Source organism: Xanthobacter autotrophicus, from assembly GCF_030015065.1.
In the GTDB taxonomy this organism is placed as follows: Bacteria; Pseudomonadota; Alphaproteobacteria; order Rhizobiales; family Xanthobacteraceae; genus Xanthobacter; species Xanthobacter autotrophicus_D.
In genome coordinates this window covers 1-15,536 of the sequence record NZ_JAIVFN010000028.1, presented here as the reverse complement: position 1 = coordinate 15,536, position 15,536 = coordinate 1, and the positions used below count along the sequence as shown (strand labels likewise).

11 protein-coding genes, 1 tRNA gene and 1 pseudogene are annotated in these 15,536 nt (G+C 66.0%); 2 read left to right on the top strand and 11 right to left on the bottom strand.

All coding sequences use genetic code 11. The annotated features are described in order from the left end of the window. The first annotated feature begins 6 nt into the window (after positions 1-6). The gene (locus tag K9U40_RS08090; RefSeq protein WP_282889703.1) at positions 7-495 is read left to right on the top strand and encodes an ureidoglycolate lyase; all 489 of its coding nucleotides are present in this window, start codon (positions 7-9) and stop codon (positions 493-495) included. An 80-nt stretch (positions 496-575) separates the two neighbouring features. On the opposite strand, the gene rpoC is transcribed toward K9U40_RS08090, so the two are convergent. The 5 genes from rpoC to K9U40_RS24795 all read right to left on the bottom strand — a co-directional run bounded on the left by rpoC (position 576) and on the right by K9U40_RS24795 (position 11,088). Then, positions 576-4,760 carry a DNA-directed RNA polymerase subunit beta' gene (rpoC, locus tag K9U40_RS08085; RefSeq protein ID WP_282889702.1) on the bottom strand — a complete coding sequence of 1,395 codons (4,185 nt, stop codon included), beginning with the start codon at positions 4,758-4,760 and terminating at the stop codon, positions 576-578. 122 nt (positions 4,761-4,882) lie between these two features. After that, positions 4,883-8,959: a DNA-directed RNA polymerase subunit beta gene (gene rpoB, locus K9U40_RS08080; RefSeq protein ID WP_282889701.1), complete on the bottom strand. Its 4,077-nt coding sequence runs from the start codon at positions 8,957-8,959 to the stop codon at positions 4,883-4,885. Between the two features lie 287 nt (positions 8,960-9,246). Beyond that, the gene (rplL, locus tag K9U40_RS08075; RefSeq protein ID WP_282889700.1) at positions 9,247-9,621 is read right to left on the bottom strand and encodes a 50S ribosomal protein L7/L12; all 375 of its coding nucleotides are present in this window, start codon (positions 9,619-9,621) and stop codon (positions 9,247-9,249) included. An 81-nt stretch (positions 9,622-9,702) separates the two neighbouring features. After that, positions 9,703-10,221 (bottom strand): 50S ribosomal protein L10, encoded by a 519-nt coding sequence (gene rplJ / locus K9U40_RS08070; RefSeq protein WP_282889699.1) that lies wholly within the window; start codon positions 10,219-10,221, stop codon positions 9,703-9,705. 624 nt (positions 10,222-10,845) lie between these two features. Next, on the bottom strand, positions 10,846-11,088 hold the full coding sequence (locus tag K9U40_RS24795) for a DUF1127 domain-containing protein (RefSeq protein WP_414114977.1): 243 nt from the start codon (positions 11,086-11,088) through the stop codon (positions 10,846-10,848). 382 nt (positions 11,089-11,470) lie between these two features. Here K9U40_RS24795 and K9U40_RS08060 point away from each other — a divergent pair, with 382 nt between their 5' ends. Beyond that, positions 11,471-12,250, top strand: coding sequence for an outer membrane protein (locus K9U40_RS08060; protein ID WP_282889698.1), 780 nt, complete (start codon positions 11,471-11,473; stop codon positions 12,248-12,250). 173 nt (positions 12,251-12,423) lie between these two features. Here K9U40_RS08060 and rplA read toward each other — a convergent pair whose 3' ends face one another. The 6 genes and pseudogenes from rplA to tuf all read right to left on the bottom strand — a co-directional run. Further along, positions 12,424-13,122, bottom strand: coding sequence for a 50S ribosomal protein L1 (gene rplA, locus K9U40_RS08055; RefSeq protein ID WP_282889697.1), 699 nt, complete (start codon positions 13,120-13,122; stop codon positions 12,424-12,426). 5 nt (positions 13,123-13,127) lie between these two features. After that, positions 13,128-13,577, bottom strand: coding sequence for a 50S ribosomal protein L11 (gene rplK, locus K9U40_RS08050; protein ID WP_282889696.1), 450 nt, complete (start codon positions 13,575-13,577; stop codon positions 13,128-13,130). 166 nt (positions 13,578-13,743) lie between these two features. Next, positions 13,744-14,274, bottom strand: a complete 531-nt coding sequence (gene nusG / locus K9U40_RS08045; RefSeq protein ID WP_282889695.1) for a transcription termination/antitermination protein NusG — start codon at positions 14,272-14,274, stop codon at positions 13,744-13,746. A 22-nt stretch (positions 14,275-14,296) separates the two neighbouring features. Beyond that, entirely contained in the window at positions 14,297-14,494 is a 198-nt protein-coding gene (gene secE / locus K9U40_RS08040; protein WP_282889694.1) for a preprotein translocase subunit SecE, read from the bottom strand. Positions 14,495-14,718: 224 nt separating this feature from the next. Continuing rightward, positions 14,719-14,795 (bottom strand) — tRNA-Trp (locus K9U40_RS08035). 615 nt (positions 14,796-15,410) lie between these two features. Beyond that, positions 15,411-15,536: pseudogene (tuf, locus tag K9U40_RS08030) on the bottom strand (elongation factor Tu); the annotation flags it as partial.

The window sequence follows — 15,536 nt, the reverse complement described above, 5'->3', positions numbered from 1 at the left end:
CCTTCGATGAGCAAGGCAGCCACGCCCCTGCTCGCCCGCCCGCTGACCGCGGAAGGCTTCGCACCCTTCGGCGACGTGCTGCGCGTGCCGCAGGACGTGGGCACGCGCACCTCTTTCGACAGCGCGCTGGCGAGCCTCAAGCCGCAGACGCCGGCGAGCCTCTCCCTCATCCTCGCTGCGCCCAGCCTGGCACGGCCTGTGCCGGTCTCCATCATAGAGCGGCACCGCCTCACGTCGCAGAGCTTCCTGCCCATGGCGACGACCCGCTGGCTGGTGGTGGTGGTGCCCGATGCCGCCGACGGATCGCCGGACCTTGCCTCGGCGGTGGCCTTCCTGCCCGCCCCCGGCGAGGGCATCACCCTGAAGCCCGGCATGTGGCATGCCCCGCTCACCGTGCTCGACGAGCCCGCCCCCTTCGCCATCTTCATGTGGCGCGACTTCGGCCCCGACGACGAGGACTTCGCCGACATCAGCCCCTTCGCCGTCGCGCTGTAGCGCCTCACCTTCCCCGCGCACCAAAAGAAAAGGCCGCCCGGAGGCGGCCTTTCGTTTTTCCACGGCGATCGGCCCGGTGGTCACTCCGCCGCGTCGGCGGGGCCTTCCACCAGGGGATGACCCTCGTTCTGCTCGTCGCGGGTCGCGACGATCAGGTCGTCGCGGCTGTTGGCGGTCACGCGCAGCTTGTTCATCTGGGCGCCGGTGCCGGCCGGGATGAGGCGACCGACGATGACGTTCTCCTTCAGGCCCTCCAGCGGATCCACCTTGCCGTTGACCGCCGCCTCGGTGAGGACGCGGGTGGTCTCCTGGAAGGAGGCCGCAGAGAAGAAGGAGCGCGTCTGCAGGCTGGCCTTGGTGATGCCAAGGAGCACGGGATGGCCGGTGGCGGGCTTCTTCGCCTCCTCCGCGGCCTTCTCGTTCGCCTCGATGAATTCGAGGCGGTCCACCTGCTCGCCGTCGAGGAAGTCGGTCTCCCCGGCGTCGTCGATCTCCACCTTCTGGAGCATGTTCCGGACAATCACCTCGATGTGCTTGTCGTTGATGTTCACGCCCTGGAGCCGGTAGACCTCCTGGATCTCGTTGACGAGGAAGGCCGCGAGTTCCTCCACGCCCTTGATGGCCAGGATGTCGTGCGGCGCCGGGTTGCCGTCGACGATGAAGTCGCCCTTCTCCACCACGTCGCCGTCCTGGAGATGGATGTGCTTGCCCTTCGGGATCAGGTACTCCACCGGATCCCCGCCGTCCGCCGGCTCGATGGAGAGGCGACGCTTGTTCTTGTAGTCGCGGCCGAAGCGGATGGTGCCGGAGATCTCCGCGATGATGGCGGCATCCTTGGGACGACGCGCCTCGAACAGCTCTGCCACGCGCGGCAGACCGCCCGTGATGTCGCGGGTCTTGGCGCTCTCCATGGGCACGCGGGCCACCGCGTCGCCGGCCTTCAGGGTCTGGTTGGGGTCCACCGAGATGATGGACTCCACCGGCAGGGCGTAGCGGGCATCGCCACCGCGCGGCAGCTTGATGATCTTGCCGTCCTTGCCCTTGATGAGAATGGCGGGCCGCAGCTCCGGCCCACGGCCGGAACGCGAATCCGTCACCACGCGCTTGGCGATGCCGGTGGATTCGTCCACCGTCTCGTTCATGGAGGAGCCTTCCACCAGGTCCTCGAAGGCCACCGTTCCATCCACCTCGGAGAGGATGGGGCGGGTGTAGGGGTCCCACTCGGCGATGCGCTGACCGCGCTTGATGGTGTCGCCCTCGTCCACCTTGAGGCGGGCGCCGTACTGCACGCGATTCACTGCGCGCTCGGTGCCGTCATGGTCGACGATGACCACCGCGAGATTGCGGCCCATGACCACGAGGTCGCCGTCCGAGTTCCGCGCCACGTTGCGGTTGCGGATGCGGACGGTGCCCTCGAAGTTGCTTTCCACGAACGAGGAATCGGCGAGGGTCGCCGCGCCGCCGATGTGGAAGGTGCGCATGGTGAGCTGGGTGCCCGGCTCGCCGATGGACTGGGCGGCGATGACGCCCACCGCCTCACCCATGTTGACGGGCGTGCCGCGGGCGAGGTCGCGCCCGTAGCAGGTGCCGCACACGCCGTTCCGGGTCTCGCAGGTCAGGACCGAGCGGATCTTGATCTCCTGGATGCCGGACTTGTTGATGCGCTCGACGTGCCATTCCTCGATCATCGTGCCGCGCGGCACGATGACGGTGCCGGTGGCCGGCTCCACCACGTCTTCCGCCGCGGTGCGGCCGAGGACGCGCGAGGCGAGCGAGGCCACCACCTGGCCCGCGTCGATGATGGCGCGCATGTGGATCCCCTTCTCCGAGCCGCAGTCGCGCTCGGTGATGATGGAATCCTGCGCCACGTCCACAAGGCGGCGGGTGAGGTAGCCCGAGTTCGCGGTCTTCAGGGCGGTGTCGGCAAGGCCCTTGCGCGCGCCGTGAGTGGAGTTGAAATACTCCATCACGGTGAGGCCTTCCTTGAAGTTCGAGATGATCGGGCTCTCGATGATCTCGCCCGACGGCTTGGCCATGAGGCCGCGCATGCCGGCAAGCTGCTTCATCTGGGCGGGCGAACCGCGCGCCCCGGAGTGGCTCATCATGTAGATCGAGTTGATCTGCTTCTCGCGGCCGGTCTTCGGGTCCTTCTTCACGGACGAGATTTCCTTCATCATCTCGTCGGCGATGCGGTCCGTGCACTTGCCCCAGGCGTCCACGACCTTGTTGTATTTCTCGCCCTGGGTGATCAGGCCGTCATTGTACTGCTGCTCGTATTCCTTGGTGAGGGCGCGGGTCTCCTCGACCAGCTCCCACTTTTTCTTCGGCACCACCATGTCGTCCTTGCCGAACGAGATGCCGGCGCGGAACGCGTTGTAGAAGCCGAGCGCCATGATGCGGTCGCAGAAGATCACGCTCTCCTTCTGACCGCAGTGCCGGTACACGGCATCGATCATGTTGGAGATTTCCTTCTTCGTCATCAGCTTGTTGACGACGTCGTAGGAGAGCTTCGGATGCTTCGGCAGCAGCTCGCCGATCTTCATCCGGCCGGGCGTGGTCTCGTAGATCTTGGAGTAGGACTTGCCTTCCGCGTCCACGCCGATGTAGCGGCCGCGGATCTTGGTGGCGAGCGTGATCGCCTTGGCGTTCAGCGCGTGGTCGATCTCCGCCATGTTGGCGAACATCATCCCCTCGCCGGGCTCCTTCTCCTTCATGATGGAGAGGTAATAGAGCCCAAGCACGATGTCCTGCGACGGCACGATGATGGGCTGGCCGTTCGCCGGGTGCAGGATGTTGTTGGTGGACATCATCAGCACGCGCGCTTCCAGCTGGGCTTCCAGCGAGAGCGGAACGTGCACGGCCATCTGGTCGCCGTCGAAGTCGGCGTTGAAGGCCGAGCAGACGAGCGGGTGCAGCTGGATGGCCTTGCCCTCGATGAGCACCGGCTCGAACGCCTGGATGCCGAGGCGGTGGAGCGTCGGCGCGCGGTTCAGCATCACCGGGTGCTCGCGGATCACCTCGTCGAGGATGTCCCACACCTCGGGACGCTCCTTCTCCACCAGCTTCTTCGCCTGCTTCACGGTGGCCGAGTGGCCCTTGGCGTCGAGGCGCGAATAGATGAAGGGCTTGAACAGCTCCAGCGCCATCTTCTTGGGCAGGCCGCACTGGTGCAGCTTCAGCTCGGGACCCACCACGATCACCGAGCGGCCGGAATAGTCCACGCGCTTGCCGAGCAGGTTCTGGCGGAACCGGCCCTGCTTGCCCTTCAGCATGTCGGCGAGCGACTTCAGCGGACGCTTGTTGGCGCCGGTGATGACGCGGCCGCGCCGGCCGTTGTCGAACAGCGCGTCCACCGCCTCCTGAAGCATGCGCTTCTCGTTGCGGATGATGATGTCCGGGGCGCGCAGCTCGATCAGCCGCTTCAGGCGGTTGTTACGGTTGATGACGCGGCGGTAGAGGTCATTGAGGTCGGACGTCGCGAACCGGCCGCCGTCGAGGGGCACCAGCGGACGCAGGTCCGGCGGGATGACCGGCACATGGGTGAGGATCATCCATTCCGGCTTGTTGCCGGAGAGCTGGAAGGCCTCGACGATCTTCAGGCGCTTGGCGAGCTTCTTGGGCTTCAGCTCGGTGGTGGCCTCGGAGATCTCCACGCGCAGGTCGGCGGCGATCTTGTCGAGGTCCATGGCGCGCAGAAGCTCGCGGATGGCCTCGGCGCCAATCATGGCGGTGAAGTTGGTCTCGCCGAATTCGTCCTGCGCACGCAGATACTCGTCCTCGGAGAGCAGCTGGCGGTACTTGAGCTTGGTGGTGCCCGGCTCGATGACGACGAAATATTCGAAGTACAGGATGCGCTCGAGATCCTTGAGCGTCATGTCGAGCAGCAGGCCGATGCGGCTCGGCAGCGACTTCAGAAACCAGATGTGCGCCACCGGGGCGGCGAGCTCGATGTGGCCCATGCGCTCGCGGCGCACGCGCGACAGGGTGACCTCGACGCCGCACTTCTCGCAGATGATGCCCTTGTACTTCATCCGCTTGTACTTGCCGCACAGGCACTCGTAGTCCTTGATGGGACCGAAGATGCGCGCGCAGAACAAGCCGTCACGCTCGGGCTTGAACGTGCGGTAGTTGATGGTTTCCGGCTTCTTGATCTCACCGTAGGACCAGGACTTGATCTTGTCCGGGCTCGCGATGGTGATGCGGATCTTGTTGAAGGCCGGGGCCGGAACGGTCGGATTGAAGACGTTCAGGACTTCCTGGTTCATGAGCTGGCTCCCAAACGAAGTGGGCCTTTATCTTCGATCCTGACCGGCCGAACGCCGGTCAGGCGGTCCGCATGACGCGGAAGACGGGGCGGCGGAGAAGCACCTCGCGCCGGGCAATCCCGTCAGGTGTTTTCCAGGTCGACGTTGAGGCCGAGCGAGCGCATTTCCTTCACGAGCACGTTGAAGCTCTCGGGAATGCCGCTCTCGAACGTGTCCTCGCCGCGCACGATGGCCTCGTAGACCTTGGTGCGGCCGGCCACGTCGTCGGACTTCACCGTCAGCATCTCCTGCAGGGTGTAGGCCGCGCCGTAGGCTTCGAGCGCCCACACCTCCATCTCGCCGAAGCGCTGGCCGCCGAACTGCGCCTTGCCGCCCAGCGGCTGCTGGGTGACGAGCGAGTAGGGGCCGATGGAGCGGGCGTGGATCTTGTCGTCGACCAGGTGGTGGAGCTTCAGCATGTAGATGTAGCCCACCGTGACCTTGCGATCGAACGGCTCGCCGGTGCGCCCGTCATACAGCGTGGACTGGCCGGAGGCGTCGAGGCCCGCCTTCTCCAGCTGCTGCTCGATGTCGGCCTCGTGCGCGCCGTCGAACACCGGGGTCGCCATGGGCACGCCCTTGCGCAGGTTCTCGCCCAGCTCCGGCAGCTCGCCGTCCTTCAGCGCGGAGATCTCCTCCTCGCCATAGATGGTCTGCAGCCGGTCGCGCAGGGGCTTGAGATCCTGCTTGCCGTAATAGGCCTCCATGGCCGCGGCCACCTGCCGGCCAAGGCCCGCGCAGGCCCAGCCGAGGTGCGTCTCCAGGATCTGGCCCACATTCATGCGCGAGGGCACGCCCAGCGGGTTCAGCACGATGTCCACATTGGTGCCGTCCTCAAGGAACGGCATGTCCTCCACCGGCACGATGCGCGAGACCACGCCCTTGTTGCCGTGGCGGCCGGCCATCTTGTCGCCGGGCTGGATCTTGCGCTTCACCGCGACGAAGACCTTCACCATCTTCATCACGCCGGGGGGCAGCTCGTCGCCGCGCTGCAGCTTCTCGACCTTGTCGAGGAAGCGCTGCTCGAGGCGCTTCTTCGAATCGTCGTACTGGGCGCGGATGGCCTCGAGCTCGGCCATGATGGCGTCGTCCGCCACCGCGAACAGCCACCACTGCGAGCGCGGATACTCAGCCAGGATCTCGCGGGAGACCTGGGTCTCCTTCTTGAAGCCCTTGGGGCCGGCGATCGCGATCTTGCCGTCGAGGATCTCGGTCAGGCGGCCGTAGACGTTGCGGTCCAGGATGGCCTGCTCGTCATCGCGGTCCTTGGCGAGGCGCTCGATCTCCTCGCGCTCGATGGCGAGGGCGCGCTCGTCCTTGTCCACGCCGTGGCGGTTGAACACGCGCACTTCCACGATGGTGCCGGTGGTGCCGGGCGGCAGACGCAGCGAAGTGTCGCGCACGTCCGCAGCCTTCTCGCCGAAGATGGCGCGCAGCAGCTTCTCTTCCGGCGTCATCGGGCTCTCGCCCTTGGGCGTGATCTTGCCCACGAGGATGTCGCCGGCGCGCACCTCGGCGCCGATATAGACGATGCCCGCCTCGTCGAGATTCTTCAGCGCCTCTTCCGAGACGTTGGGAATGTCGCGGGTGATTTCCTCAGGCCCCAGCTTGGTGTCGCGGGCCATGCACTCGAATTCCTCGATGTGGATCGAGGTGAACACGTCTTCCTTGACGATGTTCTCCGAGAGCAGGATCGAGTCCTCGAAGTTGTAGCCGTTCCACGGCATGAAGGCGACCAGCACGTTGCGGCCGAGCGCGAGCTCGCCCAGCTCCGTGGACGGGCCGTCGGCGATGATGTCGCCCTTCTTCACCGCGTCGCCCACGCGCACCAGCGGACGCTGGTTGATGCAGGTGGACTGGTTGGAGCGCTGGAACTTCATCAGCCGGTAGATGTCGACGCCCGACTTGGACGGGTCGGCCTCTTCCGTGGCGCGGATGACGATACGAGTGGCGTCCACCTGGTCGATGACGCCGGTGCGGCGGGCGGCGATGGCGGCGCCCGAATCCCGGGCCACCACGGCCTCCATGCCGGTACCCACCAGCGGCGCCTGCGAGCGCACCAGCGGCACCGCCTGGCGCTGCATGTTGGAGCCCATGAGCGCGCGGTTGGCGTCGTCGTTCTCGAGGAACGGGATGAGCGCCGCGGCCACCGACACCAGCTGCTTGGGCGACACGTCCATGAAGTCCACGCGGTCGGGGGCGACCAGCAGCACGTCACCCGCATGGCGGCAGACGATGAGGTCCTCCTCGAAGCGGCCATCCTTGTCGAGCGGGATGTTCGCCTGCGCGACGTAATACTTCCCCTCCTCCATGGCGGAGAGATAGACCACCTCGTCGGTGACCTTCGAATCCACCACGCGGCGGTAGGGTGCCTCGATGAAGCCGTACTTGTTCACGCGGGCGAAGGTCGCCAGCGAGTTGATGAGGCCGATGTTCGGGCCTTCCGGCGTCTCGATGGGGCAGATGCGGCCATAATGCGTCGGGTGCACGTCGCGCACCTCGAAGCCGGCGCGCTCGCGGGTGAGGCCGCCCGGGCCAAGCGCCGAGAGGCGGCGCTTGTGGGTGATCTCCGAGAGCGGGTTGGTCTGGTCCATGAACTGCGAGAGCTGGGACGAGCCGAAGAACTCGCGCACCGCCGCCGCCACCGGCTTGGCGTTGATGAGGTCCTGCGGCATCACGGTGTCGATGTCCACCGAGGACATGCGCTCCTTGATGGCGCGCTCCATGCGCAGCAGGCCGACGCGGTACTGGTTCTCCATGAGCTCGCCCACCGAACGCACGCGGCGGTTGCCCAGGTGGTCGATGTCGTCGATCTCGCCCTTGCCGTCGCGCAGCTCCACCAGCGTCTTGATGACGGCGAGGATATCGTCGCGGCGCAGCACCCGGACGGTGTCGGGGCAGTCAAGGTCGAGGCGCATGTTCATCTTCACGCGGCCGACCGCGGAGAGGTCGTAGCGCTCCGCATCGAAGAACAGCGAGTGGAACATGGCCTGCGCCGAATCGATGGTCGGCGGCTCGCCCGGGCGCATCACGCGATAGATGTCGAAGAGCGCGTCCTCGCGGGTCACGTTCTTGTCGGACGCCAGCGTGTTGCGGATGTAGGCGCCGGTATTGACATGGTCGATGTCCAGCACCGGGATTTCGTTGTAGCCGTTCTCCTCGAGCAGCTTCAGCGTCTTCTCGGTGATCTCGTCGCCGGCCTCGGCATGGATCTCGCCGGAGGCGAGGTCCACCAGGTCCTCGGCGATATACTGGCCGATCATCTCCTCGTCGGAGATCCTGAGGGCCTTCAGGCCCTTCTCTGCGAGCTGGCGGCCCGCGCGGACGGTCAGCTTCTTGCCGGCCTCGAGCACAACCTCGCCGGTGTCGGCGTCGACCAGGTCGGCGACCGCCTTGTAGCCCTTCATGCGCTTGGGATCGAACGGCATGCGCCAGCCGCCCTTGGCGCGCTCGAACGGGATCTTCTCGTAGAAGGTCGAGAGGATCTCCTCATTGTCGAGGCCGAGGGCATAGAGCAGGCTCGTCACCGGGATCTTCCGGCGCCGGTCGATACGCGCGAACACGATATCCTTGGCGTCGAACTCGATGTCGAGCCAGGAGCCGCGGTAAGGGATGATCCGGGCAGCGAAGAGCAGCTTGCCCGAGGAATGGGTCTTGCCCTTGTCGTGGTCGAAGAACACGCCCGGCGAGCGGTGCATCTGGGAGACGATGACGCGCTCGGTGCCGTTCACGATGAACGTGCCGTTCATGGTCATGAGCGGGATGTCGCCGGTATAGACATCCTGCTCCTTGATGTCCTTGACGGACTTGGCGCCGGTATCCGGGTCCACATCGAACACGATGAGGCGGAGCGTCACCTTGAGCGGGGCGGCGAAGGTCATGCCGCGCTGGCGGCACTCGTCCACGTCATACTTCGGCGGCTCGAACTCGTAGCGCACGAACTCGAGCATGGCGGCGCCGGAGAAGTCGGAGATGGGGAACACCGACTTGAACACAGCCTGCAGGCCGTCGTCGTCGCGTCCGCCCTTGGGCTCCTCGATCTGGAGGAACTGGTCGTAGGACGCCTTCTGAACCTCGATGAGGTTCGGCATCTCGGCCACTTCCTTGATCTTGCCGAAGAACTTGCGGATCCGCTTACGACCGGTGAACGTTTGCGCCATCTCGATCCTCGTCCGTCCTGGTCCCCTCGGGCCGGCACCCCTTCGCCTCCGAAGAGACAGGGGCTCGCCGCGCCGGCACCGGAACCTCATGCACCGTCAGAGCCTTCAGGGTTGCGGGCGAAACGCCATCCCCTTCCAGCACCATGACGGCTCTCCCGGCAGCCCCGGACCCTGGCCCGCATTGGCTGCCGGGAGAACCGTCTCTCCCGTGAGACGCCGGCGCGGGCGAACCCGCGCGGCGCTATGAAACGGATCCCGGCCGAAGCCGGGACCCGAACGTCAAAAGCTCACTTGAGCTCGACCTTGGCGCCAGCCTTCTCGAGCTGGGCCTTGAGCTTCTCGGCCTCGTCCTTGGAAACGGCTTCCTTGACGGGCTTGGGAGCGCCTTCCACCAGGTCCTTGGCTTCCTTGAGGCCGAGGCCGGTGATGGCGCGGACTTCCTTGATGACCTCGATCTTCTTGTCGCCGGCGGCAGCCAGCACGACAGTGAACTCGGTCTGCTCTTCCACCGCGGCGGCGGCAGCGCCGGCCGGGGCAGCAGCCACGGCCACGGCGGCGGCGGCGGAAACGCCCCACTTCTCCTCGAGGAGCTTCGCCAGCTCGGCGGCCTCGAGAACGGTGAGGGAGGACAGCTCGTCGATGAGCTTGGTCAGGTCAGCCATGGGAATACGTCCTTAAGATAGGTTCGGATTTTGGATTTGCGAGATCGGGCCGCCGAATGGTGTGATCCTGCGGCCAACGCCTCACGCCGCTTCGTCCTGCTTGGCATAGGCCCCAAACACGCGGGCCAGCTTGGCTGCCGGCGCGGTGGTGAGCTGCGCGATCTTGGTCGCCGGGGCCTGGATGAGGCCGACGAGCTTTGCACGCAGTTCGTCCAGGGACGGAAGGGTGGCAAGCGCCTTCACCCCGTCCACATTGAGGGCCGTCGTGCCCATCGCTCCGCCAAGGATCACGAACTTGTCATTCGTCTTGGCGAATTCGACGGCAACCTTCGGCGCCGCCACCGGATCGCTGGAATAGGCGATCAGGGTCGGTCCCTTCAGAAGGGACGCCACATGGGCGACGTCGGAGCCTTCCAGAGCGATCTTGGCGAGGCGGTTCTTGGCCACCTTTACGGTCGCACCGTTCTCCTTCATCTGCCGGCGCAAGCGCGACATCTGGGCAACGGTGAGGCCGGAATAGTGGGCGACCACGACGACGGAGGTGCTCTTGAACACATCCGTGAGCGTCGTGACGAGCTCTTGTTTTTGCGCTCGATCCACGTCTGGCTCTCTTTAAGCCTGTGGCGGACCCATCACCCCGAAGGGCTCCGGATACCGCCGGTTGCGCCTTGCCGCGTGCCGCGACCAACCTGCCGAAAGCGACATGAAGGCCGCGATGCGCGACGCTCTCATGCCCTGTCCCCCTTAGATCCGGAGCACGGAAACCGTGTCGCGGAGCGCAAGGCGCTGGTTCCGAACCGATCTTCATCCCCGCGGAACGCAGTCTCGGCGACATGCGGCCCACGGCGGCAAAATTCCGGTCTTCCCCGTCTATGCTGGCTCTCCGGAGCCCGCCTCGGCGAGGCGGGTGCGAGAATTAAGCCTTGATCGCACGCCGAATTGAGCGAACATCAGGGCGCCGGCAGTCTCGGACAGGACTCTCGCCGGCCAGTCTTCCGACAGCGACGGCCGAGAGGCCCTCAATGCGGTTGTCTGACAGACGATAAGGCCGGGCGGGCGAACCCTCCCAGCCCTTTCACCCCGTCAAGGGCGAAAGCTTCTATACCTGCACCGGGCGGCTGACCGCCCGGAAACAGCCCATATATAGGGTCAGCCCCCTCTTGTCACGCCCTTTGCGCACTTTTTGCATGAGGCGGCACGAGGCGAGGTGAAAGCGCCGTGTTATCAAGCGGTGCGAACGGAACCCGAAAGCGGTGCCGGACGGCTCGCAGGCTCAATCTCGGCAGGAAGCACGACAGCTTCGGCAGCCGCTTCCCGGGCCAGGCGGCGGATATCGGAGCGGCTGACGCCCATGTCGGACAGTTCCCGGTCGCTGAGCGAGGCAAGCTCATCGCTCACGCGGCGCCGCAGAACCTCACCGGCAAAGAAACCGCGAAGGGCGACCCACAGGGCCTGGAGTGCGAACATCCTCTTTCTCCTTCCGACCTGCGTAAGAGCTGCCGGGCGATAGCTGCCAGGCAATAGCTGCAACACAGCATTCATGGAAAGGTTATGCCGCGTTGCGGCATTCAAGAACCTTTATGTTCGCAGTCCTGCTTTGACGGGAGCGCTTGTCAGCTTAAGGATTTCGCAACCTTGGAGGACCGGCGGGCACTGCGCCTGCCCTGTTGCACCGCAAACATCGGGTGGCCGCGCAGCTATCCCGGCCTTCCGGACACCAGAAAGGGCAAAATCAGGGCCCACCCCGCGACGCGGCCGCGACTTTAGGTAAGGCCTGTTGCACGACCGCTACAGCATTACCAAAGCGTTAGCGTATCCTGAAAGCTGAGTATGGACGCGGGGGCGTTTCATGATTTTCCGGGCGTTGCTGCTCGCCACAGCGTTCCTTGCTCCACTTCCTGCATTGGCAGCCGACCTCGCGGTGAAGGTGCCGGCGCCGCCGCCTCCCGTCTTCAGCTGGACCGGCTTCTATATCGGCACCAATGCCGGCTATGCTTGGTCTGACGGCGGCTACAGCTTCAAGGCGACGGATGGCGGCAGCGGCGGTTTCGGCGGCGCCCTTGTCGCGGGCGCCTTCCCGGCCACGGGCGTGAGCCAGGGGGACGGCTTCACCATTGGCGGCCAGGTCGGCTTCAACTACCAGACCGGACGCACGGTGTTCGGCGTGGAGGCCGATCTGAACTGGCTGGACTACGGCACACGCACCGCCTTCACCTATACGGATCTGCCCAGCTACGTGCCGTTTGCCACCGTAACGCGACGGTCCATGGACTATTTCGGCACGGTGCGCGCCCGTGCCGGCTTCACGCCCGTGGAGCGCCTGCTCGCCTACGTGACCGCGGGCGTCGCCTTCGGCAACCCGTCCGCCTCCTTCACCATCAACGCGCCGGAGGGGCGCCCGCCCCTCGCCATGGCCGACAGCGACGAGGCGAAGCTCGGCTACGCGCTGGGCGCCGGAGCCGAATATGCCTTCACCGACCATTGGACGCTGAAGACCGAATATCTCTACTACGATTTCGGCGATGCCCGCACGAGCGCATCCTACGACTATGGCGTCAGTTCCTCGCTGACGGGCGTGGCCGCGACCGCCGGCAGCATCCTGCGCGGCGGGGTCAACTACAAGTTCTGAGCCGCTTTGGGCACCGATCTCAAGCCCGGCCCTGCGCCGGGCTTTTGCTCGCCCGGGACCACGGCGGGCCTTGCCTGAAAACCCGACCGGGAACGGCACGCGGGGCGGGTCGTAAAGAAAAAGGAGGCTGCCGGGCGGCAGCCTCCTTCGATTTCAGCGCAACCCCGACACGCTCAGGCGGTCAGGACGGTCGTCGGCTCCACCTTGATGCCCGGGCCCATGGTGGAGGACACCGCCACGCGCTGCAGGTAGGTGCCCTTGGCGCCGGTCGGCTTGGCCTTCACCACCGCGTCCACGAAGGCGCGGATGTTCTCGGCCAGCTTGTCGGCGGGGAACGAGGCCTTGCCGATGCCGCCATGGATGATGCCGGCCTTCTCGACGCGGAACTCCACGGCGCCACCCTTGGCGGCGGCGACGGCGCCCTTCACGTCCATGGTCACGGTGCCGACCTTCGGGTTCGGCATCAGGCCGCGCGGGCCGAGCACCTTGCCGAGCCGGCCGACCAGCGGCATCAGGTCCGGGGTCGCGATGCAGCGATCGAACTCGATGGTGCCGCCCTGGATGGTCTCCAGGAGGTCCTCGGCGCCCACGATGTCGGCGCCAGCCGCCTTGGCCTCGTCAGCCTTGGCGCCGCGGGCGAACACCGCCACGCGCACGGTCCGGCCCGAGCCGTTGGGCAGGTTGCACACGCCGCGCACCATCTGGTCCGCATGGCGGGGATCGACGCCGAGGTTCAGCGCGACCTCGATGGTCTCGTCGAACTTGGCGGTGGTGCGCTCCTTCAGGAGCGCCAGGGCCTCGTCGAGGGAATAGAGCTTGACGCGGTCAATGCCCTCGTTGACGGCGCGGATGCGCTTGCCTTGCTTCGCCATGGCGCTCACCCCTGAACCTGCAGGCCCATGGAGCGGGCCGAACCTTCGATCATCTGGACGGCGGCCTCGACGGTGTCGCAGTTCAGATCCTTCATCTTCTTCTCGGCGATCTCCGCGAGCTGGGCGCGCGTGACCTTGCCGACGAAGCTGCCCTTGCCGGGCGTCTTGGAGCCGGTGCCGGGCTTCTTCTTGGTGTCGAGGCCGGCGGCCTTCTTCAGGAAGTAGGAGACCGGCGGGGTCTTCAGCTCGAAGGTGAAGGAGCGATCCTGGTAGGCGGTGATCACCACCGGGATGGGCATGCCCTTTTCCATCTGGGCGGTCTGGGCGTTGAACGCCTTGCAGAATTCCATGATGTTGAGACCGCGCTGACCGAGCGCGGGACCAATCGGCGGGGCCGGATTGGCGCTGCCGGCGGGCACCTGCAGCTTGACGTAACCCGTAATCTTCTTCGCCATTGCACAACTCCCAGAATGCGCCGCGCACCCCCTCGGGGGCTTGCGGGCGGGATTGCGTGGTGCGGGTCATGGGAGCGCTTGGCGAGACGCTCCCTCCCCTCCCACGCCGGCGCCGGCCCCATGGCACGACACCCACGTCAGGCAGCGCGAACGCCGCCCGTTCCGGTCAGACCTTCTCGACCTGACCGAATTCCAGTTCCACCGGCGTCGCGCGGCCGAAGATGGACACCGCCACCTTCACGCGCGAGCGGCTCTCGTCCACCTCTTCCACGATGCCGTTGAACGAGGCGAAGGGGCCATCCGCCACCTTCACCGTCTCGCCCACCTCGAACGAGATGGAGGGCTTGGGCCGCTCGATGCCTTCCTGCACCTGCTGCAGGATGCGCATGGCCTCGGCCTCGGAGATGGGCATGGGCTTGTTGTCGGCGCCCAGGAAGCCGGTGACCTTCGGCGTGTTCTTGATGAGATGGAACGCCTCGTCGGTGAGGTCCATCTTCACCAGCACGTAGCCGGGGAAGAACTTGCGCTCGGCATCCACCTTCCGGCCGCGGCGCACCTCCACCACCTTCTCGGTGGGCACGAGGATCTGCTCGAACAGGTCGGTGAGCCCGCGCTGCTCCGCCTGCTCGCGGATGGAATCGGCCACCTTCTTCTCGAAGTTGGAATAAGCGTGAACGATGTACCAGCGCTTTGCCATATCTGCCTCCTGTCCTTCCCGCTCAGTGCCCGAGGGTCAGGAGGGTGGACACGCCGAACCGGATGATCTGGTCGACGATGAGGAAGAAGATGGAGGCGAGGAAGACCATCACGAACACCATGGCGGTGGTGATGAGCGTCTCGCGCCGGGTCGGCCAGGTGACCTTCGCCGTTTCGGCGCGGACCTGCTGAAAGAACTCGACAGGACTGTTCTTCGCCATAGCGCTCTTCGCCAATCGTTCCCGGCCGCCTTTTCCGGACGCCCCATGGGCCGCTCCGGTGACCGCCACCTTAGTGTCGCGGCACCAACGCCGCCTCAAGAATACTCCGATCCGCCGGCGCCGGCTCTTGCGAGACGTTGCTACGGAATCATCCGGGCGGGGTTGGGGCTGCGCCGCCGCGCCCCGTGCCGCCGTCTCTGCGTGCCTGCCGCCCCTCTCGGAAGTGGCAGGAGTGGAGGGACTCGAACCCCCAACCCCCGGTTTTGGAGACCGGTGCTCTAACCAGTTGAGCTACACTCCTATAGCCTGAGGCGCCGCTGGAAGGCATTGCCCCGGCATCAGGCCGGCACCTCGAAGCGCGAGCAATGGCCCGCCGGCCTCGAGGGTAGACTCCGCCGCGCCGGGGAGTGACCCAGCGCATCGGACGCGTGTGTTTAGTTGGATGCGCGGCGGCTGTAAAGGGGGAGAGGGAGCGCAACGCCCACCTGTCCCCAGTGGCAGGGACGCGACCTGCGCCGGCGGCGTCAGTCGCCAGAGTCGGTCGCGCCTGGCTTGATCGCGCCAGCGTCGGGCGGCGCGCCAGGATCGAGAGCGCAGTCGCGGTTGACGCCAGCGCCGGCGCATTCTCAAAGACGCAACGGCTGTCGGGCGGCTCGCCGCACACCTTGGCGAGGCTCTTGAAGCCGACACAGCGGCCGTCCGGCCCACGATAACCGGGACCGCCCTTGCAGCCGCAGCCCTGGCACGGCGGGCGCTCGGGGCATGCCTCCTTTGCCCTTGCCCCAGACAGGGCGGCAAGCACCGAAGCAAGAAGGAAAATGCACCGCCAGCCCACAGCCGAGCCAAACAAAAAGAGCGGCGCCGGGGGCGCCGCTCTCCTGTCCTCAGGCCGTGGACGCTTCGTCCACGCCATGAATCACTCGATGATGGAGGCGACGACGCCGGCGCCCACCGTGCGGCCACCCTCGCGGATGGCGAAGCGCAGCTTCTCTTCCATGGCGATCGGAACGATCAGCGCCACGTCCATGGACACGTTGTCGCC

Coding starts and splice junctions, on each gene's coding strand:
- rpoC (WP_282889702.1), bottom strand. CDS start 4,760: ATGAACCAGGAAGTCCTGAACGTCTTCAATCCGACCGTTCCGGCCCCG.
- K9U40_RS24795 (WP_414114977.1), bottom strand. CDS start 11,088: ATGTTCGCACTCCAGGCCCTGTGGGTCGCCCTTCGCGGTTTCTTTGCC.
- rplA (WP_282889697.1), bottom strand. CDS start 13,122: ATGGCGAAGCAAGGCAAGCGCATCCGCGCCGTCAACGAGGGCATTGAC.
- rplL (WP_282889700.1), bottom strand. CDS start 9,621: ATGGCTGACCTGACCAAGCTCATCGACGAGCTGTCCTCCCTCACCGTT.
- rpoB (WP_282889701.1), bottom strand. CDS start 8,959: ATGGCGCAAACGTTCACCGGTCGTAAGCGGATCCGCAAGTTCTTCGGC.
- K9U40_RS08090 (WP_282889703.1), top strand. CDS start 7: ATGAGCAAGGCAGCCACGCCCCTGCTCGCCCGCCCGCTGACCGCGGAA.
- K9U40_RS08060 (WP_282889698.1), top strand. CDS start 11,471: ATGATTTTCCGGGCGTTGCTGCTCGCCACAGCGTTCCTTGCTCCACTT.
- secE (WP_282889694.1), bottom strand. CDS start 14,494: ATGGCGAAGAACAGTCCTGTCGAGTTCTTTCAGCAGGTCCGCGCCGAA.
- nusG (WP_282889695.1), bottom strand. CDS start 14,274: ATGGCAAAGCGCTGGTACATCGTTCACGCTTATTCCAACTTCGAGAAG.
- rplK (WP_282889696.1), bottom strand. CDS start 13,577: ATGGCGAAGAAGATTACGGGTTACGTCAAGCTGCAGGTGCCCGCCGGC.